This is a genomic window from Mesorhizobium sp. B4-1-4 (genome assembly GCF_006439395.2).
GTDB lineage: Bacteria > Pseudomonadota > Alphaproteobacteria > Rhizobiales > Rhizobiaceae > Mesorhizobium.
Window position 1 is genome coordinate 3,209,167 of sequence record NZ_CP083950.1, and the last position, 24,505, is coordinate 3,233,671.

19 protein-coding genes are annotated in these 24,505 nt (G+C 62.5%); 9 read left to right on the top strand and 10 right to left on the bottom strand.

Annotation, left to right across the window (positions count from 1 at the left end; all coding sequences use genetic code 11):
- The first annotated feature begins 98 nt into the window (after positions 1-98).
- Entirely contained in the window at positions 99-1,094 is a 996-nt protein-coding gene (locus tag FJW03_RS15400; RefSeq protein WP_181173318.1) for a LysR family transcriptional regulator, read from the top strand.
- 97 nt (positions 1,095-1,191) lie between these two features.
- Positions 1,192-2,520 carry an aspartate aminotransferase family protein gene (locus FJW03_RS15405; protein ID WP_140766258.1) on the top strand — a complete coding sequence of 443 codons (1,329 nt, stop codon included), beginning with the start codon at positions 1,192-1,194 and terminating at the stop codon, positions 2,518-2,520.
- Positions 2,521-2,949: 429 nt separating this feature from the next.
- Here FJW03_RS15405 and FJW03_RS15410 read toward each other — a convergent pair whose 3' ends face one another.
- Together FJW03_RS15410 and FJW03_RS15415 are read right to left on the bottom strand one after the other, a co-directional pair.
- Positions 2,950-4,359 carry a mercuric reductase gene (locus tag FJW03_RS15410; RefSeq protein WP_140766259.1) on the bottom strand — a complete coding sequence of 470 codons (1,410 nt, stop codon included), beginning with the start codon at positions 4,357-4,359 and terminating at the stop codon, positions 2,950-2,952.
- Positions 4,360-4,467: 108 nt separating this feature from the next.
- Positions 4,468-5,214: an SDR family NAD(P)-dependent oxidoreductase gene (locus FJW03_RS15415; protein WP_140766260.1), complete on the bottom strand. Its 747-nt coding sequence runs from the start codon at positions 5,212-5,214 to the stop codon at positions 4,468-4,470.
- 111 nt (positions 5,215-5,325) lie between these two features.
- Here FJW03_RS15415 and FJW03_RS15420 point away from each other — a divergent pair, with 111 nt between their 5' ends.
- The 3 genes from FJW03_RS15420 to FJW03_RS15430 all read left to right on the top strand — a co-directional run bounded on the left by FJW03_RS15420 (position 5,326) and on the right by FJW03_RS15430 (position 9,396).
- Positions 5,326-6,216, top strand: a complete 891-nt coding sequence (locus FJW03_RS15420) for a LysR family transcriptional regulator (RefSeq protein ID WP_140766274.1) — start codon at positions 5,326-5,328, stop codon at positions 6,214-6,216.
- A gap of 263 nt (positions 6,217-6,479) precedes the next feature.
- Positions 6,480-7,430, top strand: coding sequence for a DUF5996 family protein (locus FJW03_RS15425; protein ID WP_226890362.1), 951 nt, complete (start codon positions 6,480-6,482; stop codon positions 7,428-7,430).
- 253 nt (positions 7,431-7,683) lie between these two features.
- Complete coding sequence (locus tag FJW03_RS15430; protein ID WP_140766261.1) at positions 7,684-9,396, top strand: HAD family hydrolase; 1,713 nt, start codon at positions 7,684-7,686, stop codon at positions 9,394-9,396.
- A gap of 67 nt (positions 9,397-9,463) precedes the next feature.
- Here the strand turns inward: FJW03_RS15430 and FJW03_RS15435 are convergent, their stop codons facing one another.
- Genes FJW03_RS15435 through FJW03_RS15445 form a run of 3 tightly spaced genes read right to left on the bottom strand, consistent with a single transcriptional unit; the run spans position 9,464 to position 13,402 of the window.
- Positions 9,464-11,743, bottom strand: a complete 2,280-nt coding sequence (locus FJW03_RS15435; protein ID WP_140766262.1) for a xanthine dehydrogenase family protein molybdopterin-binding subunit — start codon at positions 11,741-11,743, stop codon at positions 9,464-9,466.
- Between the two features lie 2 nt (positions 11,744-11,745).
- Positions 11,746-12,768: an FAD binding domain-containing protein gene (locus tag FJW03_RS15440; protein ID WP_140766263.1), complete on the bottom strand. Its 1,023-nt coding sequence runs from the start codon at positions 12,766-12,768 to the stop codon at positions 11,746-11,748.
- 1 nt (position 12,769) lies between these two features.
- Positions 12,770-13,402 carry a (2Fe-2S)-binding protein gene (locus FJW03_RS15445; RefSeq protein ID WP_140766264.1) on the bottom strand — a complete coding sequence of 211 codons (633 nt, stop codon included), beginning with the start codon at positions 13,400-13,402 and terminating at the stop codon, positions 12,770-12,772.
- A 443-nt stretch (positions 13,403-13,845) separates the two neighbouring features.
- Between FJW03_RS15445 and FJW03_RS15450 the strand changes: the two genes are divergently transcribed.
- Positions 13,846-15,009 carry an HlyD family secretion protein gene (locus tag FJW03_RS15450; protein ID WP_226890363.1) on the top strand — a complete coding sequence of 388 codons (1,164 nt, stop codon included), beginning with the start codon at positions 13,846-13,848 and terminating at the stop codon, positions 15,007-15,009.
- Positions 15,006-16,604, top strand: coding sequence for a DHA2 family efflux MFS transporter permease subunit (locus FJW03_RS15455; protein ID WP_140766266.1), 1,599 nt, complete (start codon positions 15,006-15,008; stop codon positions 16,602-16,604). The genes FJW03_RS15450 and FJW03_RS15455 overlap by 4 nt, the downstream gene beginning before the upstream one ends.
- A gap of 230 nt (positions 16,605-16,834) precedes the next feature.
- On the opposite strand, the gene FJW03_RS15460 is transcribed toward FJW03_RS15455, so the two are convergent.
- From FJW03_RS15460 to FJW03_RS15480, 5 genes are read right to left on the bottom strand one after another with little or no spacing between them, the layout of a single operon-like run.
- Complete coding sequence (locus FJW03_RS15460) at positions 16,835-17,962, bottom strand: S-(hydroxymethyl)glutathione dehydrogenase/class III alcohol dehydrogenase (protein WP_140693774.1); 1,128 nt, start codon at positions 17,960-17,962, stop codon at positions 16,835-16,837.
- 57 nt (positions 17,963-18,019) lie between these two features.
- Positions 18,020-18,670, bottom strand: a complete 651-nt coding sequence (locus FJW03_RS15465; protein WP_140764005.1) for a glutathione S-transferase family protein — start codon at positions 18,668-18,670, stop codon at positions 18,020-18,022.
- An 8-nt stretch (positions 18,671-18,678) separates the two neighbouring features.
- Positions 18,679-20,445 carry a 2Fe-2S iron-sulfur cluster-binding protein gene (locus FJW03_RS15470; protein ID WP_140764008.1) on the bottom strand — a complete coding sequence of 589 codons (1,767 nt, stop codon included), beginning with the start codon at positions 20,443-20,445 and terminating at the stop codon, positions 18,679-18,681.
- Positions 20,446-20,469: 24 nt separating this feature from the next.
- Positions 20,470-21,360 (bottom strand): aromatic ring-hydroxylating oxygenase subunit alpha, encoded by an 891-nt coding sequence (locus FJW03_RS15475; RefSeq protein ID WP_140764011.1) that lies wholly within the window; start codon positions 21,358-21,360, stop codon positions 20,470-20,472.
- Positions 21,361-21,390: 30 nt separating this feature from the next.
- Positions 21,391-22,248: an aromatic ring-hydroxylating oxygenase subunit alpha gene (locus FJW03_RS15480; RefSeq protein WP_140764014.1), complete on the bottom strand. Its 858-nt coding sequence runs from the start codon at positions 22,246-22,248 to the stop codon at positions 21,391-21,393.
- 251 nt (positions 22,249-22,499) lie between these two features.
- On the opposite strand from FJW03_RS15480, the gene FJW03_RS15485 reads away from it, so the two are divergent.
- Positions 22,500-23,336 (top strand): GntR family transcriptional regulator, encoded by an 837-nt coding sequence (locus FJW03_RS15485; protein WP_140764017.1) that lies wholly within the window; start codon positions 22,500-22,502, stop codon positions 23,334-23,336.
- On the top strand, positions 23,333-24,427 hold the full coding sequence (locus FJW03_RS15490; protein ID WP_140610418.1) for a BMP family ABC transporter substrate-binding protein: 1,095 nt from the start codon (positions 23,333-23,335) through the stop codon (positions 24,425-24,427). The genes FJW03_RS15485 and FJW03_RS15490 overlap by 4 nt, the downstream gene beginning before the upstream one ends.
- Positions 24,428-24,505: the final 78 nt, after the last annotated feature.

The window sequence follows — 24,505 nt, forward strand, 5'->3', positions numbered from 1 at the left end:
AAATACCTTTGTTGGGATCGAACGGCGCGATCTTTTCCCGGCAAGCCTCTTGCACTCAATCGAATTTTTGCAACATTAGGAAAACTTATGAAGACATTGTGGACTGGAGTTGGCGGGTGAAGAGCGGCGGTTTCGATTTCAATCTGTTTCGATCCATCGAGGTGTTTGCGGCCGTCGTGGAAACAAGGCATGTCACCCAGGCGGCACAAATGCTGGGCATGACGCAGTCGGCCGCTTCGCAGCACCTGAAGAACCTCGAGACCGCGCTTGGCGTCAGCCTGATCGACCGCAATCTGCGCCCGATCGAACTGACCAAGGCAGGCATCGCATTGCATCGCCGCGCCATTGCCATCCTGGCCGAGGTGGAGGGGCTGCGCACCGACGCGCGGCGGGTCAATGCCGCGCCGCTGCCGCTGCTGCGTGTCGCGCTTCTGGCCTCGATCGCGACGACGTTGGCGCCGGCACTTTCCGTGCTGGCTCGAAACACTTTCGGCATTCCCGAACTCAGTCTCTTCGCCGGCCTGGCGACCGATCATGTCGCGCTGTTGCGGGCCCGACGCGCCGACCTTGCCGTCACCTCTGGCGAGCTTTTCGAGATCGAGGGGCTAACGCGTTATCCAATCATGACGGAGAAGTTTCTGCTGGTAACGCCGAAGGGCTTCGCCGGCGATGTCGGCGACATCGTCAAGCTCTCCAAGAAGCTGGCCTTCGTGCGGTTTTCCAGGGAAACGCCGGTCGGCCTGCGGGTCGACCAGCATCTGAGCCGGCTGCGCATCGAAATCCCGCGCACCATGGAAGGCGACCGTTCGAGCGTGGTCATGGCGCCTGTCGCCGCCGGGATGGGCTTTGCGATCCTGACACCGACCTTGCTCATCGATGGGCTGGCGGAAGGCATGGAGATTGATGTGCACGCTTTGCCGTTCACCGGGCTGTCGCGCAACATCCTGCTGGTGGCGCGGGAACGCGAACTGGGCAACCTGCCGGAAGCCTTCGCCACGCGCACCGCCGAGGTGCTGACGAATGCGATCCGTACGCGCCTGCCTGGCCTTCCTCCCGATTGCTATGTGGTCGACCGCCCCGCATTGCACGACTAATCGGCCCCATAATTTAAACTGATGGATATCTTTGGCGGTTCACACATCCCTCATTCAGTGCTCAATCCCTGTCGGGTTCCCAACACAGGAGACGGGCATGAATGCTCCTCACGCTCATTCGAATCTGGAGATCGACTGGTCGAGCGAGGCGATCGTCGACCGGCGAAACCGCTTCTATGCGGCATCGCAGCGCAAGTTCGTTCCTTATAAGGACCCGCTGATCATCAAGCGCGGCAAGGGCCAGTATGTCTGGGATGACAAGGACCGGAAATACATCGACCTGCTCGGCATGAACCTTTGCATTTCCGTCGGCCACGCGCACCCGCAGGTCGTGAAGGCCACCACCGAGCAGCTCGCCGAACTCACACATTGCACGACGATGTTCTATCATCCGGTTCCCGCGCAATATGCGGAGGAACTGGTGGCCACGATGCCAGCAGGCCATGATTGGGTGGTGCATTTCACCAACAGCGGCGCCGAGGCGATCGACCTTGCCTTGCTGATGGCCCGCAGCCACACCGGCAACATCGATATGCTCGCACTTGCCTCGAGCTATCATGGCGCCACCTTCGGGGCCCAATCGCTGACGGGAATATCGGGATTTCGCCATCCCGTCCCACAGCTCGGCGGGGTGACCTTCGTGGCCGAGCCCAACCAGTATCGTGGTATCCACGGCGAGGGCGTCGAACCCTATTTGAACGAGGTCGAGCGGGCCATAGCCAGTTCGACCAGCGGCAGGTTGGCTGGCATGATCATCGAGCCGGTACAAGGCTATGGCGGCATCGTGCCGATGCCCCACGGCTATATTTCCGGCGCATTCGAGCGCGTGCGCGCGGCCGGTGGCCTTTGCATCATTGACGAGGTGCAATCGGGCGTCGCACGCACTGGCGATGCCTTCTGGGCATTCGAATCGCACGGCGTCGTTCCCGATATCGTCGTTGTCGCCAAAGGCGTCGGCAATGGCATCCCGCTTGGCGCCGTCATCGCCAAACGAGACGTCGCCGAATCCATGGCGGACAAGTTTCTTTTCCATACTTACGGCGCCAATCCCGTCGCCTGTGCCGCCGGGCGCGCGGTTCTCAAGGTGATCCGCGAAGAGCGCTTGCAAGAGAATGCGCGAACGGTCGGCGCCGCACTGAAGACAAGGCTGCAGGACCTCAAGAACCATTCTCGCCTGATCGGCGACATCAGGGGGGAAGGTCTCATGCTTGCCATCGAGCTGGTGAAGGATCAGAGGACGAAGGAACCCGCACCCGAGGCCACACTCGCGATCTTCGAAGAAAGCCGGCGCAACGGCCTCGTGGCGAGCCGATCCGGACCTTATAGAAGCGTCATCAGGATGTGCCCGCCGCTTTGCCTGTCGATGGCAGACGTGGACGATGTGATGGAGCGATTTGTCAGGAGCTTCCAGAGCATCACGGCTTGATGATCAACCGTTCGCCGTCGTCCGGCAGGATGAGAACGCACGCTCTCTCCTGTTCCAGCCTGTCGCGCGAGGCACCAGGACCAAAGGGCCTGCCATCGGCATTATCCTTACGGAACACCGTGCGGGCCGCTGACGAGGAGCGCCGAGGCATGTCCAAGAGCGATCAGGACTTCCTGATGGAGAAATGCAACGATGCGGCGACGGGCAAGCCCTACGCTTCATCCTGCGACAAGGTCAGGGTGCTCGGCGACGCCAACAAATAGCGCCCCTGGAAACGATCTCCACAGGGCGAAGAGGCCTGCCTCGGCTCCAGCCGGGGCGGGCCAGCATTGACGTGGTGGACTTCGGATGGGCAATGCCAGGGCCGAGGGGAGGCAGCGCCGCATCGAGAATTGCACGAAGGCGGATCTCGACTATGGCGCGGCGTCCTCATTCGACATGTTGCCCGGACCTCGGCGGCACATTGGCCAGCAGCGGCCCAAGTCCCTCGGCGATCGTCAGGTGCGTGATGGCGGCGTCGCGCAGCTTCGGATAGGGCAGGTTCGCCAGCATCGCCGTCTGCACCGTCGCCAGAACCTCGCCGGCCTCGGAGCCGATCATCGTGAAACCGAGAATGCGGTCATCGTCGCCGCCAACGACCACCTTCATGAACCCCTGCGTTTCGTCCGTCGCCTCGGTGCGCAGCACAGCGCTCATCGGCAGCCTAGCGACGCGCACGATGACGCCCTGGCGTTGCGCCTCGCCCTCGCTCAGGCCGATGCGGGCGAGCGGCGGATCGGTAAACATGGTGTAGGGCACCAGCCGGTCGCGCGTGCTGCGGTGTCCGCCGGCCAGATTATCCCTGATGATACGGAAGTCGTCGACCGATATATGCGTGAACTGCGGACTGCCGGCGCATTCGCCGAGCGCCCAGACATCGGGTGCGGCCGTCTCCAGCCGTTCGTTGACACGGATAAAGCCACGGGCGTCCAGCGTGACGCCGGCCTCGTCGAGGCCTATGCCGGTGGTGTTCGGGATGCGACCGGCGGCAACGAGCAGGTGGCTACCCTCGATTGTCCGCTCGCCCGAAGCGGTGCGCACCGTCACGCTGACCTCTTCGCCGGAGCGACCGCGCACCGCAAGAGGTTCGGCGCCAACATGGAACTCGATGCCCTCGCCCTCGAGAAGCCGTTGCATCTCCTCGGCGATGTCGCGGTCCTCCCGACCGACAAGCTGAGGTCCGGCTTCGATTACCGTCACCCGGCTGCCGAAGCGTCGATAGGCCTGCGCCATTTCCAGCCCGACATAACCGCCGCCGAGCACGATGAGATGCGGCGGCAAGGCGTCCAGCTCAAGGGCATCGATATGGGTGAGCGGCTGGGCTTCCTCAATTCCGGGAATGCTGGGGATCGCCGCATGCGTACCGACATTGATGACGACCTTGTCGCCAGTGAGCAGGCGCATGCCGCCTTCGTTCAGCGCAACTTCGATCGTCTTCGGGCCGACGAAGCGCCCGCTGCCCATGATCAGCTCCGCGCCGCTGGTCTTGTAGGCATCGAGATGAAAGGCGATCTCGCGCTCGACCATCTCCTGCTTGCGCCGGCGGACCTTGGCCATGTCGGTCGAGACGGGACCGGTCGACGTGCCGAACTGGGTGGCGTTGCGCACGAGATGCGCGACCCGCGCGCTCCACACCTCGTTCTTGCTGGGCAGGCAGGCGACGGCGGGACACGAGCCGCCGACCCAGCGGCGCTCGACGACCGCGACGCGCTGGCCGGATCGGCCCAGATGCCAGGCAAGCGCCTTGCCACCCTGGCCGCTGCCGAGGATCAGGAAATCATAATGTTCTGGCTGGGGCATGAGCTTTCTCCGCTGCACTCCGCAAAGGATAATGACACATCCGACGGCAAGCGGACGAGTCCGTTCGCCTGCCGCCGGATTTTCGAGGTTGATAATCAGAGCCGGCGGTCAGCGCTGCCCGCCGGAGGCGGTGATGCGTTCGCCCGTCAGCCAGGCGGACTGGTCGGAGGCGAGGAACACGGCCACGCGTGCGATGTCGTCCGGCTGTCCGAGCCGTCCCATCGGCAATGTCGCGCCGATGGTCCTGGCGGTCTCGCCCTCAATGCCCGCGACCGCCAGGCCTTCGGTTTCCGTCATGCCCGGGGCGATCGCGTTGACGCGGATCTTGCGGCCGGCGAGTTCGTTGGCGAGCGCCTTGGTGATGGTGTCCACCGCACTCTTGGAGGCCGAATAGACGACCGAATTCGGTACTGGGTTGGCACTCGAAATCGTACTGAGATTGATCACGCTGCCGCCATGGCCGTCAAAAGCCCTTGCCGCTTCCTGCGTCGTCAGGATCGTGCTCAGCACGTTGGTATCGAATTGGCGATGAAATTCCGCTTCCGTCACCTCCTCCAGCGGCCCGAAACGGTATACGCCGGCATTGTTGACGAGGATGCTGGGTGTGCCGAAGGTGGCCTTCGTCTCGGCGAAGAGCCGCTTCACGTCGGCGCCCTTGCTGACATCGGCCTGGATCGCAACGGCCTTGCCGTCGTCGCGCAGGATGTCGCCAACCACCCTGTCCGCGTCTTCCTTGCTCGAGCCGTAGTTGACCACCACCGCGGCGCCCGCCTTTGCGAATTGCCGCGCGATTGCCGCGCCGATCCCTTTCGAGGCCCCGGTCACGATCGCTACCTTGCCTTTCAACTCATCCATGATCTTTCTCCTTCCGTAAACCGCCGCCAATCGGCGTGTTGGTCAGGAGATAAATCATGCATCAGGCAGCGAGTAGCGCCGCTCACATCATATGATATATACGTGTCCAGTATGAATGATCGGCTTCAGCAACTTGCGATTTTCGTCCGCACGGTCGAGACCGGAAGCTTTTCCAAAGTGGCCCGCGAGTTCGCGTTGTCACAGCCTTCCGTCTCGCGCACGGTGGCGGCGCTCGAGGAGCGGCTCGGCGTCAAGCTGCTGACGCGGACTACGCGCCAGCTCTCTCTCACCGATGCAGGCGAAGCGCTGCTTTCCAGGGCGCGCGAGGCGCTTGCGGGCGTCGAGGAAGCGGAAAACGCCGCGCGCGGCGCGGACAGGCTGTCCGGCGTTCTGCGTGTGGCGCTGCCGGCGACCTTCGGCGCCAGGCAGATCGTGCCGCTCTTGCCTGGTTTCCTCGATCGGCATCCCCAGCTCAAGATCGATCTCATGATGTCCGATCGCTACGAGAACCTCGTTGCCGAGGGCGCCGACATGGCGCTTCGTCTCGGCAATCAGCCGGATTCCAGCTTCGTGGCGCGCAAGATTGCCACCGCCCGTCGCCTCTTCGTCGCTTCGCCCGACTACCTTGCGCGCCGTGGCACGCCGAGGACCCTTGCCGACCTTGCTCAGCATCATCTCGTCGGCGGCCCGGGCGACGGCGGCGAGCAGAATTGGACGGCCCATCGCGATGGGGTGATCGAGGTCCACCCGGTCGATCCGCGGGTGCGGACCCGTTCGGCGACAGGCGCAGTTGCCTCAGCGAGCGCTGGTCTCGGCATCGCGATCGCCTCGGCATGGATGTGCGCCGAAGAACTCGCCTCCGCGAGATTGGTGGAAGTCCTGGCCGATTATCGGCTCGAGCCTACAACCGCATATGTGGTCTTCCCGGCAGGGCGGCGCCCTTCGCAGAAAGCGCGTGCATTCAGCGATTACCTCGAGCAGGTGCTGGTGACCGAACGGTAATCGAACCGATCGCTGAGGCCACATTGCTGTGCCAGTCACGCCGAAGAGATGCGAACACATGCATTGCTCCCCGACCAACGAGGCTAATGCGGCACCATGGTTCTGGGTGGCGATCGCGTTGTGCCGGGCTGGCCAATCGTCGGGCGGTCCTCATATAGTGTCTCCATCGTAGCTTGCGGCTAGCGGGCGTGGCGGGCAGATGGATTATCTTCCGACGGGAGACCGCACGCGCCCGTCCGGAGCCTCAACGAAGGGAGAAGACCTTGTCGTCTGCCGATGATCTGGAACGCTGGCCGGACCTGCCTTACGCAGCCTGGAAGGACACTTACGAGACCCTCCACTTATGGACCCAGATCGTCGGCAAGATCCGCTTGATGCGCGAGCCTTGGCTGAACCATTCCTGGCATGTGCCGCTTTACGTGACCGCTCGCGGCTTGACGACCTCGCCGATCCCCATGGGTGGGCGAGCATTTCAGATCGATTTCGATTTCATAGACCATCTGCTGTGGCTGAGGACGAGCGAGGGTCACATCCGGCAAATCATGCTCGCGCCCAAAACCGTGGCTGAGTTCTATGGCGAAGTAACGCTCGCCCTGGACGAACTCGGCCTCACGACGCCGATCTTCACCCAACCGTCCGAGATCGCCGACGGCATCCCGTTCGATCAGGACCGTGTTCATGCCGCTTACGACCGCGACTATGCCAACCGCTTCTGGCGCATCCTGCTTTCGACGCACGCGGTCTTTTCGCGATTTCGCACGGGATACCTGGGCAAGGTCAGTCCCGTGCATTTCTTCTGGGGCGGTTTCGACCTCGCGGTCACGCGCTTTTCCGGCAGGCGGGCTCCGCTGCATCCGGGCGGCGTGCCCGGCCTGCCGGACACGGTGGCCCGCGAAGCATATTCGCACGAGGTGTGCAGTGCCGGGTTTTGGCCGGGTGGCGGCCCGATCGACTACCTAACCTTCTATTCCTATGCCTATCCGGCGCCGGAAGGCTATGCATCGGCTGCTGTCCAGCCACCACAGGCGTTCTTTTCCAAGGAGTTCGGTGAATTCCTCCTGCCCTACGATGCCGTGCGCCGGGCGCGGGATCCGGAAGCCACGCTCATGTTGTTTCTGCAGAGCACGTACGAGGTGGCGGCCGACCTCGGCAAATGGGATCGCGACGCACTAGAATGCTCCGTCGGCGTGCCCTGTCGGCCGCGCCCGCTGTAGATTGGTGGCGGCCATGCCTTGCGCAATCACGCGTCCAGGCACCGCCGCCAGGGGCGACCGACAAAGGAATGGCGTGGACGACGTAAACCTTTTTGTCCGACAGGCGTTGTTCGTTCGCCAGACCGGGAGACAGCCATGCCAGATGAAATCGCAAATCGCCGGCTAGGCCGCCAAGCAACGCCAGCGCAACATCGGTACTCTTTGATCCGTCGACCAGCAGCCTGTCGGCGTGCGGCCGTGAAAGGTCGGTGAGATGTATTTCATAGCCTTGGCGACGGATTACGACGGCACTCTTGCATATAACGGGACTGTCTCAAAAAAGACCATCTCCGCGCTTGAGCGGCTGAAAAAGACCGGTCGAAAGCTTATCCTGGTCACCGGCCGCGAATTGCCCGACCTCAAGCAGGTCTTTCCCGAGATGGCGCTGTTCGACAAGGTCGTCGCCGAAAATGGGGCGTTGGTCTATACGCCGGCCAGCGAAGAAGAGCGCACCATTTCACCGGCGCCCTCGCCCGACTTTGTCGCCGCGCTGAAAAAGGGCGGCGTCAAGCCGCTTTCGGTCGGGCGCTCGATCGTGGCCACCTGGGAGCCTCACCAGGCAACGGTGCTCGAGGTCATCAAGAAACTGGGACTGGAACTCGAGATCATCTTCAACAAGGGCGCGGTGATGATCCTGCCGAGCGGCATCAACAAGGCGACCGGGCTTGCCGCCGTGCTGGAGGACCTTCGCCTGTCGCCGCTAAACGTGGTGGCGGTTGGCGATGCCGAAAACGACCACGCCTTCCTTAAAGCCTGCGGCTGCAGCGTCGCCGTCGACAACGCGCTGCCGGCGGTGAAAGACACCGCCGATCTCGTGACGCGCGGCGCACGCGGCAAGGGCGTCGAGGAACTTATCAGCAAACTGATCAAGCAGGATCGCGCTATCGTGAAAAAGGGCCGCGACGGCATCTTGCTCGGAACGGCAGGCGGCAAGGACATCCATCTGTCGCCGACCGATACTGTCCTGATCGCGGGCAGTTCCGGCATCGGCAAGTCGACGCTGGCCACGGCCCTCACCGAACGGTTCGTCGAGGCCGGTTTTCAGTTCTGCATTTTCGATCCGGAAGGCGATTATGACGGCCTTCAAGGTGCGGTCCGGCTGGGCGACGGTTCGAGCGTGCCGACAAAGCAGCAAGTGCTCGATCTGATCGAAAAGCCTGATACCAATGTGATCGTCAACGGACTGGCTCTGCGTGTCGACGAACGCCCCGACTTCTTCGCCGACCTGCTGCCGGGCCTGGGCAATTTCCGTTATCGAACCGCGAGGCCGCATTGGCTGATCATCGACGAAGCGCACCATCTTCTGCCCAGCCGGCGCGACGATACCCGTGCCGTGCTGTCCCTGGAATTGCCGGGCACGATCCTCATCACCGTGCATCCGGAGGCGGTCTCGGCGGATGTTCTAAGCCTGGTGACGGCGGTGATCGGCGTCGGCCCAACAGCCAAGAGCGTCATCCAGACATTCTGTCGTGAGACGAGAACCGAACCGCCAGGGCAAATGCCTTCGCCAAAGGGAGACCGCGTGCTGTTCTGGCGCCCGCAAATGGGCAAGAAACCAATGACCGTGAAGGTGATCGAACCGCGCCAGTCGCTCAGGCGACACAGCCGCAAATATGCCGAAGGCCAACTCGACGAGGCCGGCAGCTTCTATTTCAAAGGTCCCGACAATGCGATGAACCTGAGGGCGCACAATCTGATGATTTTCGCCCAGATGGCGGAGGGCATCGACGACAAGACCTGGGACTATCATTTACGCGCCGGCGACTATTCCGAATGGTTTCGCCACCAGATCAGGGACAAGGACCTGGCGCGCGAAACGGCCGCCGCTGAAAAGGATAAGACGCTATCGCCGCAAGAGAGCCGCAAGGTCGTGCTCGACGCGGTGCGCCGGCGTTACACCGCTCCAGCCACAGCGCCGGAAGAGTAGGTTCAACCGCTCATCCGCGTGCTGCCACGGATACGAGCCGGCAAGGCATGCCAATCCGGCATCGTGGTCAAGCGATAAGATCCTCGATCCTGATCGGCAGGTCGCGAATGCGTTTTCCCGTTGCATGATAGACCGCACTTGCCACGGCGGCTGCGGTTCCAACATTGCCGAGCTCACCCAGTCCCTTGACACCAGCCGGATTGACCTGGTGATCGATTTCCGGAACCAGGATCACCTCTACCTCCTTGATGTCGGCGTTGACGGGGACCAGATAGTCTTGCAGGTCGCGGTTGACGTAACGAGCGTGGCGCTGGTCGATCTCCGTCGCTTCATGAAGGGCCTGACCGATGCCCCAGATCATGCCGCCCATCAATTGGCTCCGGGCGGTTCGCGTGTTCATGATGCGCCCAGCGGCAAAGGCGCCGACCATTCGTGGTACCCGAACTTCCCGCGTATAGCTGTTGATCCGAACCTCGACGAACTCCGCGCCGAAAGCATATTTCACCGAATCCTTGTCCTGGTCGCCGCCGTGGAACTCCGACTCCCCGGCATAGAGTTTCTTCAGCGCCTCCGGCGAGGAACCCCGTGGCGCGAATTCCGCATATTCTTCGATCGCGCCGATCTGCATGGTCTTGAAGACGTCCGACAGAGCTGCCGACTTGCCGTCGTCGGCAACGATCTTTTCTCCTGCCATGTCGAGCTTCGCATTGCCGGAACCGGCCAGCGGACCACCCTCGCCCACGGTGGCCGCAAACAGTTTTTGACGCACCGCATCACACGCCTTGAGAACCGCGGAGCAGACACTGGCGGTGGAGATCGAGCCTCCCGACACCGGTGCTGGCGGCAGGGCACTGTCACCCATTTCGACGCTGACCTTGTCCAAGTCGACGCCGAGACGTTCGGCGGCCGTCTGGCCGGCCACGGTGCGCACGCCGGTGCCGATTTCGTGCGAGCCGCACTGCACCCGGACCTGGCCATCCGCGGTCAGGCGAATGCGGGCTGCACATGGAGCGACAGCAGTCGGGTAAATGGCGGTCGCGCATCCCATGCCAACCAGCCAGTCCCCGTCGCGCATCGAACCTACCCTTGCCTCGCGCCTCGACCAGCCGAACGCCCCGGCGGCCTGTTCGTAGCATTTGAGCAGCGACCGGCTGGAAAAGGGTTTTCCCCCGATCGGCTCTTTCTGCGGCTCATTGATGCGTCGGAATTCGATCGGATCCATGCCAAGCGCCACCGCCATTTCGTCCATGGCATTTTCCAGCGCATAGACATAGGGCGTCTCGGGCGGCGATCGCATATAACCCGGCGTGTTCCGGTCGGCATGGACCAGCGAGACATGCGTCAGCACCGAGCCATAGTTGTACATGCGGGCAGTGGCGGAGGCTCCGCCGACAACGTAGGGATCGGGCCGGGACGTGACCTCCCAGCCCTCATGCGCGAATGCGGTGATGTGACCGTCCTTGCCTGCTCCGATGCGAATGCGGTGACGGGTTTCTGCCCGATAGGTCTGCGTGCCGAAAGCCTGCATGCGGCTGACCACGCAGCGCACCGGACGGCCTACACGACGAGCGGCGACCGCCACGATCGCCGTACGAGCCGTCATCGGTCCCTTGGAACCGAATGCACCGCCAACATAGGGGCTGATGATGCGGACATTGGCCGGATCGATCTTCAGCTGCCTCGCCAGCTCGATCTTCCAGCCGGTGACGTTCTGGCTGGGTTCATGCACGGTGAGCTGGTCGCCCTGCCACCATGCCGTAGTTGAAAAGAGCTCGATAGGATTGTGATGTTGGGTGGGTGTCGAATATTTCTGATCGACCTTCACTTCGGCCGAGGCATAGGCGGAATCGAAGTCACCGACCTTGGCGTCCTCCTTGTACATCGGGCTCTTGCCGGCGGCCGGTTCGATCATGGTTCCCTGGGAATCGAAGCTTGCGCTCGGGCTTTCCCGCGCGTAGTCGGTCTCAATCAGCATCGCGGCCTCTTCGGCTGCCTCGAAACTCTCGGCGATCGTCAGGGCAATGATCTGGCCATCATGGAAAACGGTCTTGTCGTGCAACGGACCGATCGAACTAGCGCCGGTATTGCCGAATTTCGGCTTTTCGATCTGATCCATGTCGCCGATGCTGACGATGTCGAGCACGCCCGGGACGGCTCGCGCCCTGTCAAGGTGAAGAGCCTGGATCGCGCCTTTGGCAATCGTGCTGGTTGCAAGCGCGGCATAGGCGACATTCCCTGCGGCAAGGTCGGCGGAATAGCCGGCCTGGCCGGTCACCTTCAGACGGGCGTCGATACGGGGAGCCGGCTGGCCCATATTCTCCTTCGGCGCGGGAGCGGCTTGGTTCATGGTCAGACCTTCATATCGCGTGTTTCGAGCAGCGCCCGCACCAAAGTGCGTTTGCCAAGTGGTATCTTGAAGGCGTTGTATCGCCTCGGCTTCGCTTCCACGAAAGCGGCGTCGGCGGCCGTCTCGGCCACCTCCTGATCGAGCGTTTTGCCCTGCAGCGCCTCTTCCGCGGCTTTTGCCCGCCACGGCACCGTCGCCACGCCGCCCAAGGCTATTCGCGCATGCCTGATCACGTTGCCATCCAGATCGAGGGCGACGGCCGCCGAAGCCAACGCGAATGCATAGGACTCGCGGTCGCGTATCTTCAGATAATGCGAGCGGCGTGACCATGCCGCGAAAGGCACCTCGATGGCGACGATGACATCGTCCGGCGCAAGATTGGTTTCAATGTCGGGCGTATCACCGGGAAGACGATGAAGCTTGGCGAACTCCATTCTGCGCGCGCCGCGCTTTCCCTCGATCTCGACGGTGGCATCGAGCGCAATCAACGCCTGGGCGAAATCGCCGTGATAGGTGGCGATGCAGTTGTCGCTTGTGCCGAGCACGGCATGCTGGCGGTTGAACCCTTCCATTGCCGCACAGCCGGAACCTGGATCGCGTTTGTTGCAGGGCCAAGAGGTCTCGCGGAAATACTCGCATCGCGTTCGTTGCAAGACGTTGCCCGCAAGGCTGGCCATATTGCGGATCTGACCGCTGGCGGCGAGTTTCAGGCTTTCGGAGAGCAGAGGGCAGATTCGTCTGACATCGTCGTTGTCGGCTGCCTCACCCATTCGAACCAATGCCCCGAAACGGATGATGCCGTCACCGATCTTGATCTGTCGCAAGGTCGGTTCTCTCAGGGCGTTCAGATCGAGCAGCCGCTTGGGCGTGGCAACGCCGAGTTTCATGTAGTCCGCAAGGTTGGTGGCGCCGGCGATGAACTGAACGTCGGCTTTCGTCGGCTGATCCTGCTGGTCAGCAAAACGCGAGGCGATCGCAACCGCGGCGGAGACGTCGGTAGGTCTTTCGTAGACGAAGGGCCGCATGTCAGGACCTCCTCGTTTCGTCCCGCGCCTGGACAATAGCCGCGACGATGTTCGGATAGGCGGCGCACCGGCAAAGATTGCCGCTCATATATTCGCGGATATCATCTTCCGATCCCGCATGGCCTTCGTTGACGCAGCCGATGGCGGACATGATCTGGCCCGGCGTGCAATAGCCGCATTGGAAAGCATCATTGTCGATGAAGGCCTGTTGCATCGGATGCAGACTGCCGTCGGCGGCGGCAAGCCCCTCGATGGTGGTAATGTCGCGGCCTTCGTTCATGACCGCGAAGCTTAGGCATGAGAGCACCCGCCTGCCGTCGACAAGAACGGTGCAGGCACCGCATTGACCGTGGTCACAACCTTTCTTGGTACCAGCAAGTCCGGCATGGTCGCGCAGCGCATCCAGCAGACTGGTGCGATTGTCGAGGGCAAAGTTATAGGACTGCCTGTTGACGCGCAGCGAAACCGCCGCAAGCGCGCGCGCGTTGTCCTGACCGTCGGATGGCGGCTCCTCGGCTTTCGCCGACTGGGCAATGATCGGCATTGTCGCCGCTGCAAGAACGGACCCGCTCATGAAGCTGCGCCGGCTGACTTTCGAAACAGTGAAAGTGCCGGTTGATATGACCTTGGGCATGGCTGGCTCCCGGCTGGGCGGCTGGCTTGAGCGGCCCGAACCAGCGAGATGTCACAAGGTTCCCCGCCTCACGTCTCTGTGATTGAATTCCTCTCTGGCAGCCCTACTCCGGCGGGAACCTCCCTCCTTCCCTCTGCGGCGGTTCTGTGCCGAGCAGGAGGCGAGTATGAACGACCAAGAAACCCGCCGAGAGAACGAAGGACCGATCTTTTCCGCGCAAGACGCCCGCAAGGCGAAATCATCCTGAAGACGCGCGCATGTCGGATCATCTTCATCGCCGGGCTGGTCGGCATCGTGGTGCTGGCAATCATTCTGCGCTTTGCGATCGGTTAGGCGCTGAGCGCAGGACGCCCTTCGAACAGGAACCTTTTGCCGGGACGCATCGTTGATTTGCGTCCGCCTCTGGCGTCGACGAAGGCATCGGTAGCCCGAAGGCTGTTCCCTTGGACACAAAAATCGAAAGAGCTGAACGAAAAGCTGAGCGCGTTGATGAGACGCGAACCGCGCCAGACCAAGTACGCGAGAAAGGACCTCGCGATGACGGCACGGCAAAGCCGGATGCTCCGCCGCAGGACACCAGTCTGCGCGGCTTTCCCAGGCGCCATCCCTATGCGACGGCCGCCATTTTCCTCGTGCTGCTGCTGATCGTAGCGGCAGGCATTGTCTGGTGGCTCAATGCCCGCCAGTACGAATCCACGGATGATGCTTTCATAGATGCCCGCACGGTCACCGTCAGCGCCGAAATCGCCGGGCGCATCACCGATGTGGCCGTCACCGACAATCAGCCGGTGCGCAAGGGTGATGTCCTGTTGCGCATCGACGACAGCGACTACCGCGCATCGCTCGACCAGGCCGACGCCGGCGTGGCCGCCGCGCAAGCCGACATCGCCAATGTCGCGGCCCAGATCGAGGCGCAAAACGCCAAGATCGACGCGACGCAGAAGCAGGTTGCCCAGGCGCAGGCGGCCGTCGACTTCGCCAAGGCGGAGGACCAGCGCAATCGCGAATTGCTGGCCAAGGGGACAGCGACGCAACAGCAGGCACAGCAGGCGGCATCGACGCTGCGGCAGGACCAGGCAACGCTCGACAGCACGGTGGCCGACGTGGCCGCGGCGAAGAGCCAGGTTTCCGTGCTGCAGGCGCAGACCAAAACCAGCGAAGCCAAGCTCCGGCAGGCAGAAGCCACCCAGAACCAGGCCCGTACGGCGTTGGCACGCACCACCATAACCGCGCCTGTCGCCGGACGGGCAACAAACATTTCGGCCGCCATCGGCACCTATACCCAGCCGGGCCAGGTGCTGATGATGTTCGTTCCCAACGAGGTCTGGGTGAAGGCGAACTTCAAGGAGACCCAACTCGACCTTATGCGGGCCGGACAGCCGGTTGACATCGACATCGACGCCTATCCCGACAAGACGTTCCATGGCCATGTCGACAGCATCCAGGCCGGCAGCGGCACCGCCTTCAGCCTGTTGCCAGCGGAAAACGCCACCGGCAACTTCGTCAAGGTCGTGCAGCGTGTGCCGGTCAAGATCGTCTTCGACAATGCGCCTGACGTGCTCCTGGGCCCCGGCCTTTCGGTGGTGCCGACGGTCAAGGTGCGATGACCGGCGAAGCGACGCGCAGGCAAGACGAGAGCCGTTCCGCCGCCGGCGGCCGCAATCCCTGGCTCATCGCCATCGTGGTCTCCATCGCCACCTTCATGCTGGTGCTCGACACCTCCATCGCCAATGTGGCGCTGCGCAACATCGCCGGCAGCCTGGCGGCCGGCGTGGATGAAAGCACCTGGATCATCACGACCTACCTTGTCGCCAATTCCGTCATCATTCCGGTCAGCGGCTGGCTGGCCAGCGTTGTCGGCCGCAAGCGCTACTACATGTTTTGCGTCGCGACCTTCACGCTCGCATCGCTGCTGTGCGGACTGGCCCCGAATCTCCAAATGCTGATCCTGTTCAGGATCCTGCAAGGCCTCGGCGGCGGGGGCATGGCGCCAAGCGAACAATCCATCCTGGCCGACACCTTTCCACCGGAAAAGCGCTCGCAGGCATTCGCCCTCTACGGTATCGCCGTCATCGTCGCGCCGACGGTCGGACCGACCCTTGGCGGTTGGTTGACCGACCATTTCTCCTGGCACTGGATTTTCTTCATCAACGTGCCCTTCGGCATCCTGTCGGTGGCGCTGGTCCAGTGGTTGCTGGTTGAGCCTAAGGTACTCGAGGACGAACGCCAGGAGAGGCTGCGCGGCGGCCTGAAGATCGACTGGGTCGGCTTCCTGCTGGTCGCCCTGGCGCTTGGCTGCCTGGAAATCTTCCTTGACGAGGGGCAGCGCAACGACTGGTTCGCATCGACCTTCATCACCATTTTCGCCGTGATCTCGGCGATCTCGTTCCTGCTGCTCATCCCATGGGAACTGAGCCGCGACGACCCGATCGTAGACATACGGCTGCTCTTCAGCCGCCAGTTTGGCACATCGTTCCTGGTGATGATGGCGGTCGGCGCCGTCCTGTTCTCCACCACGCAGTTGATGCCGCAGCTGCAGCAGACCGCCTTCGACTACACGGCGACGCTGTCGGGCTTGTCGATGATGCCGGGCGGCATCGCCATGCTGGTGCTGATGCCGGTTTCGGGGTTTGCCGCTGGTATCGTCCAGCCCAAATACCTGATCATGTTCGGCATGTCGGTGGTGGCGGTCGCGCTATGGCATATGACGTCGCTGACGCCGGACGCCAGCTTCCGTTTCTTCGCCTTCGCCCGCGTCTTCCTGATGATCGGATTGCCCTTCCTCTTCATTCCGATCTCGACCGCGTCCTATGTCGGCCTGCGGCCGCAGCAGACCAACCAGGCCTCGGCCCTGATCAACGTCGCCCGCAACATCGGCGGCAGCGTCGGCGTGTCGTTGTCCAACACCGTAATCGCTCAAAACGCGCAATTGCATCAATCCGATCTGATCGCCCACACGGCACAATCGTCCGCGACGTATCAACAGGTTCTTCGCCAGGTGACCGACCATTTCGTCGCCCAGGGCTCGCCCTTGGTCGAAGCCAAGCAGCAAGCCATCGGCTGGATCGGCCAGCTCATCGCCCGCCAGGCGTCACTGCTCGCCTATGTCGACGTCTTCCGTTATTGCGCTGTGGCGACGGCCTTGCTTGTTCCGCTGGCGCTTTTGCTCCGATCTCCCAAGCCGAAGCCTCAAGGGCACTAGCCTGGAGGGCGCAAACAGCGCCGGCGGCGTAATCGGGGTGCACCTCGATGACGCCGCCGGTTGACGCCGGGCTTTGGGAACACGCTGACCTGGCCGGGAGGCTGGAGGCCGCGAAAAGCCTTGGCGTTTCCGTGACTATGCCCGCAGGCGCCGGACTTGCCGGCCGTCCATCGGGCCCGGAGGCAGTCGTAGGATCGAGCCCGGTCTTGGCTGGCGGCGTGTGGCTGTCTTCAGTAAACGACGACGCTTCGGATCGACTTGCCCTCATGCATGAGATCGAACCCCTTGTTGATGTCCTCGAGCTTCAGCGTGTGGGTGATCATCGGGTCGATCTGGATCTTGCCGTCCATGTACCAGTCGACGATTTTGGGCACGTCGGTGCGGCCGCGCGCGCCGCCGAAGGCGGTGCCCATCCAGCTGCGGCCGGTGACCAGCTGGAACGGCCGCGTCGAGATCTCCTGGCCGGCGCCGGCGACGCCGATGACGACCGACTTGCCCCAGCCGCGGTGCGAGGCTTCCAGCGCCTGGCGCATCACTTTGGTGTTGCCGGTGCAGTCGAAGGTGTAGTCGGCGCCGCCGATCTGGTCGGCACCGCGCTTGGTCATGTTGACGAGGTAAGGCACGATGTCGCCGTCGATCTCCTTCGGATTGACGAAATGCGTCATGCCGAAGCGCTCGCCCCATTCCTTCTTGTCGTTGTTCAGGTCGACGCCGATGATCATGTCGGCGCCGGCAAGCTTCAGGCCCTGGATGACGTTGAGGCCGATGCCGCCGAGGCCGAAAACGACGGCGGTGGCGCCTTGCTCGACCTTGGCCGTGTTGATGACGGCGCCGATACCGGTGGTCACCCCGCAGCCGATATAGCAGATCTTGTCGAAGGGGGCGTCGGGGTTGACCTTGGCCACCGCGATCTCGGGCAGCACGGTGAAGTTGGAAAAGGTCGAGCAGCCCATATAGTGGAAGATCTTGTCCTTGCCGATGGAAAAGCGCGACGAGCCGTCCGGCATCAGGCCTTGCCCCTGGGTGGCGCGGATGGCGGTGCAGAGGTTGGTTTTCCTGGACAGGCAGGACGGGCACTGCCGGCATTCGGGCGTATAGAGCGGGATGACGTGGTCGCCCTTCCTGACCGAGGTGACACCCTTGCCGACATCGACCACGACACCGGCGCCCTCATGGCCGAGAATGGCCGGGAAGATGCCTTCGGGATCGGCGCCCGACAGGGTGAACTCGTCGGTGTGGCAGATGCCGGTCGCCTTGATCTCGACCAGCACCTCGCCGGGCTGAGGACCGTCGAGGTCGACCTCCATGATCTCCAGCGGCTTTCCGGCGGCGACGGCGACAGCGGCGCGGGTTTTCATTCTTCCATCTCCCCAAACTTCATTTGCCAGGCCGTGCCCGGACTCTTCTGAAAATGATTATGCTGCGGCCCTGGCAGGTCCTGCCGGGAACACGCCCGACATAACGGTAAATCCCTTGATGCGCTTGACGCGATCGCACCAGCGACGGATCGCCGGATAATCCTGGCGCGGGATGCCCCCCTCCTCCGACAGGATGATGTAGGGGAAGCAGGCAATATCGGCGATGGTCGGATGACCGGCCGGGCAGATCCAGTTGCGGCCTTGCTGCTCGCTGAACCATAAATGCTCGTCGAGGATGCGGAATAGCCGATGCGCTCCGGCGCGCGCGGCATCGATGTCGAAATCGTAGAACAGCGCATCATGCAGGCGGGCGGCAGACGCCGTTGCGGTGATACCGTCGGCAAAAGCCAGCCACTGGCTGACTTCGCCAAGCAAGTCCGGATTGTCTCGCGGGTACCAGGTGCCGGACCGATCGTATTTCGATGCGAGATAGACCAGGATTGCCTGGGCGTCGCGCAGGATCAGTCCACCATCCTCGATGACCGGCAGTTGCCCGAGCGGATTGAGCTTCAGGAACCATTCCGACTTGTGTTCGCGGCCCGGATAGAAGTCCACCGGCACGGTTCTGTACTCAATGCCGAGGAAACTCATCAGCAGGCGCAATTTGTAGCAATTGCCAGAAAGTTCGTAGTCGTAAAGCGTGATCATCGGCCCCCCTAGATGTCCAGCACGAGGCGCGCGGACTTCGCTCGCGACACACAGGTCATGATCTTGGTCCCTGCCTTCCTCTCGGCGTCGTTGAGATAGACGTCCTGATGGTCGGGCTCACCTTCGATCACCGTCGCCACGCAGGTGCCGCAGGCGCCCTGCTCGCAAGATGACGGCACCTCGATGCCGTTCTCGCGCATGACCTGCAGGATCGTCTTGCCGGCCGGTACTTGCAGCGTGACGCAGGACCGCGCCAAAGCGATCTCGAAGCTCGAGCTGTCGTCGATCTTGTTGGTGTTCTTGAAATACTCGAAATGCACTGCCGTATCCGGCCAGCCTTGCTCGGCCGCGATCTTGCGCGCGGCTTCCAGCATCGGCCCGGGGCCGCAGATGTAGAGATGCATGCCGTTCCGGTAACCGCCGAGAATCTGTCGAAGTTCGGCGCCGGTCGCATCCGGCGACAGCCCGAGATGCGGCTTGAGCGCATCGCCGAGTTGCTTCAGCCGGTCGGCAAAAGCGAGATGCTCTTCGCCTTGCACAAAATAATGCAGTTCATGCGTCAGGTCCTGGTTCTTCAGCGCCTGCGCCATGGCGAGCAGCGGCGTGATGCCGATGCCGCCGGCGACGAAGATCGTCCTGATGGAGTCGCGGCGCAGCGGGAAGTTGTTGCGCGGCTCCGAAATCGCCAGCACATCGCCCTCGCGAACAGTCTCGTGCATGCATTTCGAACCGCCCTTCGAATCCTGCTCCAGCTTGACGCCGATGACGAAACTGTCGGTCTCGCCCGGCCCGTTGGTAATCGAATATTGGCGGACCTCGCCATTTGGCATGTGTACGTCGATATGCGCGCCGGGCTGGAAAGTGGGCAGAAGGCCCTCGATCGGGCGAAGCTCGAAACCCACGATCCCATCAGCGGCCTGCCATTTCCTCGCCACCGTGACGCGCAGCGCCGCCTTGCGGCCATGCGTGGTCAGTTCCGGTATTTCGGCAAGCTCGGCCGACACCCTTTCATAGACCGGTTCGAGCGGCGCGGGCGCCAACGCGTTCGCCGCCTCGCGCTCCGCCTCGTCACGCAGTTTCGACAGCCGTTCATTGTGGTGGCGCAGGATGGCGATGCGCGCAGCCCCCTCGGCATCCTGATCGAGCACGCCGCGGATGACCGAGCGGTTGGAATCGACCGGCTGAACAAAGAAGACACCATGCGTCTGCGCGTTGCCATCGCGCGAATGCAGCGCCACGGCAAAATCCTGAGCGGCCTCGACCAGGGTTTCGCCACCATCGCCATCGATCGCCCCATTCGGCTGAAAGCGGTAGGCCTTCAGCCGTTCAACGACCCGGTCGGCCGGCGCGTTGACCGGAATTCCACGCAATGCAAGAAGCTTGCCCTCGGGGAGGCTGGCAATGGCAGGCACTTCGCCGCGCGGCTCTTCGGACGACCAGACCAGGCCATAGCGCTCGACTGCCGGAAAGGTGCGGTTGGTGATGGTGCGGGCCGGCGCGTCGGCCGGATGTGCGGGGATATAGGTGCAGCCAGCCGTGCGGTTCGAATAGCGCCAGCCGTGATACTGGCACTTCAACTCGCGGCCGTCATTGATGCCGATCGACAACCTGACGCCGCGATGCAGGCAGCGGTTCTCCCAGATGTTGACGTAGCCGTCATCGGCACGCCAGACGGCGAATTCCCGGCCGAGCAATTGGCCGTGGAACACATGGCGAAACGGCAGGTCATGGGCGGCAGCGATCGGATGCCACTGGCTCTTGGCTACTTCCAGCATTCGTCGTCTCCAAAAAATGTCTTGTCAGGCCGCGGCCGGAATGACCCCGTAGGTCACGCCCTTCTGGCTCAGCCAGCGCCGGTATGCGATGGCGGACTTGTCGGCACGGATCGGGGTTTCGGCGCGCGGATCGAGCGGCAGGCGTTTCGGCACCTGGTTCTCGAGGATCGGCTTGTCCTGGCCGAAGATCGTTTGCTGGAAGCGCTTGATCACCTTGTCTTCATTGTCCTCGTCGAGGACGCAAAGCAGCATGTGCGCACGTACATGCTCCTGATCGACCGGCTGCAGGAAGATGGCGATCACGTCGCGCCGGGCCTCGTCGACCGGGCTCGATTTGTAGAGCACCGAGCAATAGGGGTGCGGCACGCGATAGACGTAATCCACGTCGGCGCCGCCATCGGAAGCAGTCGAAGCCATCGGCTGGAAGAAGCGGCAACGGGTAGCCAGGATCTCGTCACGATCCACCGAAATCTCGACGTCGTATTCCTTCACTTCGGTATGCGGTTCGACGCCGAGAATGTCGGTGTGCACATAGGGAAAGTGGCCCATGTCAAGGAAATTTTCGATGGCGCGGGGCGCCGAGACATTGACGCCAAAGGTTGCCGCGTTGAGCTTGCGGCGATCCGGCTCGCCATATTCGGGGATCGGGAACAGATCGGCTGGCGGCGACCCAAGCGAGGTCCAGACGTAGCCATAGGCGCTCCTTGCCGGAAGCCTGTCGACGCTCGAAACCTGATCGGCCCAACGCAAATCCGGCCGCGAGCGCCAGACAATCGGCTCTCCGTTGCCATCGACTGCGAAACTGAGGCGCTCCTCAAGCAAAACTGTTTCCTGAATAACCCCTGGGGCGGCCTCGGCGATCGCACCGACAGGATGCCAGAGATTGAGAATCACAGGATCGGAGCATTTTGTCATCGTGTTACCTTTGAATGGCGTTGGATGTCATCAAGCTTGTGCCGGTATGGCGCCATAAGTGACGGCCCGATCGCGCAGCCAGCGTCGATATGAAACCGAGACGGCATCTGCTCGGATCGGCGTTTCGGCGCGCGGATCAAGCGGCAGGCGCTTGGGTACCTGGTTTTCCAGGATCGGCTTGTCCTGGGCGAAGATAAGCTGCATGAAGCTGCGCACCGTTGCCGCCGCCATGCCTTCCTTGAGATAGCAAAGATAGGGATGGGCGATGCAGTTCTCCTCGTCGACCGGCTGCACGAAGAGAGTGATCACATCGAGCCGGTCCTTCTGGATCGGATTGCTCTTGTAGAGCGCCACCGTATAGGGCCGGATCACCTTGTAGATGTAGTCGACGACAAATCCTTCCCTGGCGGTCGGCGAGGCGATGGGCTGATAGAATTTGCATTCGGTCGCCAGCACCTCGTCCTGGGCGGTGATTTCCACCTTGTAGGGCGCCACTTCCGTATGCGGCTCTTCGCCAAGCCAGCCGGTGTGGATGAAGGGGAAATGGCCCATGTCGAGAAAATTCTCGACGGCCCGAAGACCGGATACCTTGACCGCGATCGACCCGCCACTGACGAGATGGCGGTCGGCCTCGTCGGCCTCGGGAATGTAGATGATGTCGCGCCAGGGCTTGTCGAGACATGCCCAGATGAAGCCGTAGCGCTCAGCGCTCTTCAGCGCGGCGCCGGTATCGCTGCGCACGACATCAGTCCTGTCGCGACGCCTGCGCACCACGAGGTCGACCCCCAGCAGACGTGTCGGAAATGGCATATCCTGGCTGAGCGATTCCTGGTCGGCGACAACATGCCAGTCGTTCAGAAGCTCGCGATCGACGCAGCGGGTTGCCATCGGCTTCCCTCCCAACTCGGCTAGCCCTTCACCATGAACCTAGCCCGGCGTTTCGACATGACGAAATCACAAGATTGGATATCAATCAATAATTTTTTGTTGGCCAAATTCGTTTTTTGTGTTGACAGATTTCGGTGATTGACTTCCGATGCATGAAACTCTGAATCCGGGATATGTCGCATCCCAACGAGGCACGTCGTCACCACGGAAAGCCTGCTGATCATGTCCTCGAAATGGCGGAGAGCCGCGCCTTGACCAGCCGTTCCCAGACGATCGCGGATACACTGACACGCGCCATCATCGATCACCGTCTGGTTCCGGGATGCAAGCTCGGCGAGCGCGAGCTCGCGGAAATATTCGACGTCAGCCGCATCGTGGTGCGCCAGGCCTTGATACGGCTTGCCGACGACGGACTGGCCCAGATCGAGCGCAATCGCGGCGCCTTCGTCGCCAAGCCGAGCATGCAGGAGGCGATGGAAATCTACGACGCCCTGACGCTTGTCGAACAGGGCGTGGCCGCCCAGCTCAGCGACCGCCTTGGTCCGGCCGGATGGGCGGAATTGCGCCAGCATGTCGAACGTCAACGCCAGGCGGTTGCTGCCGGCAACGATGCGTTGGCCGATGTGCTCGGGCAGGAATTCCACACCGTTTTCGTACGTCTCAGCCGCAACAAGGTGATGCAGGAAATCCATGCACAGCTCGTGCGCCGCACGACGCTGCTGCGCTCGCTCATCACCGCGGATTTCGACTATTGCAATCTGCTCGACGACCATTCGCGGGTCGTCGACCTCCTGGAAAAGGGCCGCCTGAAACAGGCCATGGACCTGATCGACACGCATCACCGCACCGTGGTGCGCGGCTACATCATGGACCGTGAGGTGTTTGCGGAGATGACGCCGGCCGAGGCGCTGGCGCCTTACCTTGACGGCAAGGCCGACGGTGCAACCCTGGTGCCATCGAGGAAGCCGGCAAAGACATCCGGAAATGGCGACAGCGCGGGGCACGTGCACGTCCATCTCCCCAAAACAGACCGGGCATCGACAAGCCGGGCATCAACCAAAAAAACCAACAGAGGGTTACCAACATGAACGACCTGACAAGACGCGGATTCCTCAAATACAGCGGCGCGATCGGCGCCGCGATCGGCGCTGGAGGACTGAGCACCATCGCGCGGGCCCAGGAGGTGCTCAAGATCGGCGTCGTCTATGTCTCGCCGGTCGCGGAGATCGGCTGGACCAAGCAGCACAGTCTTGGCGTCGACGCGATCAAGTCGCAATTCGGCGACAAGGTCGCCCTGACCGTCATCGACAACATCTTCATGCCGCAGGACGCGGAGCGCATCTTCCGCGAGCTCGCCAGCGCCGGCAACCAACTGATCTTCGGCACCAGCTTCTCGCACGGCACGCCGATGCAGAAGGTGGCGCCGCGCTTCCCCAAGATCGCCTTCGAACATTGCTCGGGCATCGTCCATCTCGCCAATCTCGGGACCTTCGAGGCCAAGTACTACGAAGGCACCTTCGTCGCCGGAGCGGCGGGCGGCTATATGTCGAAATCGGGCAAGATCGGCTTCATCGGCGGCTTTCCGATCCCCGACATCGTCGGCCCCGCCAATGCGCTCCTGCTCGGCGCGCAAAGCGTCAACCCGAACGCCACCTGCAACGCCATTTTCCTCAATTCCTGGTTCGATCCGGGCAAGGAGAAGGAGGCGGCCAAGACGCTGCTTTCGCAAGGCTGCGACGTTATCTGTTCGATGACCGATACCGCGACAGGCGTCCAGGTTGCCGGCGAAGGCGGCGCCTGGTCGATCGGCTATGCCAGCGACATGGCCAAGTTCGGCTCGGGCAAGCAGCTGACCTCCTTCGTGCTGGACTGGACCAGCGACTATGTTGGTGCCGCCAAGGCTGTCGCCGCCGGCAGCTGGAAGCCGGAAGTGCGTTGGGACGGACTGGCCGCCGGCGTCGTGAAGATGGCGCCCTACAATGACGGCATGCCAGCCGACACCAAGGCCAAGCTCAAGCAGCTCGAAGCCGACATCGGCAGCGGCAAGGTGCATCCTTATGCCGGCGAGTTGAAGGACCAGGACGGCAAGGTCAAGGTTGCGGCGGGATCGGTTTTGACCGACGACGACATTCGCGGCATGAACTGGTTCGTCAAGGGGATGATCGGCAAGCTGAGCTGATCGCCATCGCAGAGCCGGGAGACGCCGAAGCCTGACCTTCGGCGTCTCCTTGCCTGGTTCCCGTCCAACCTCGCTTCA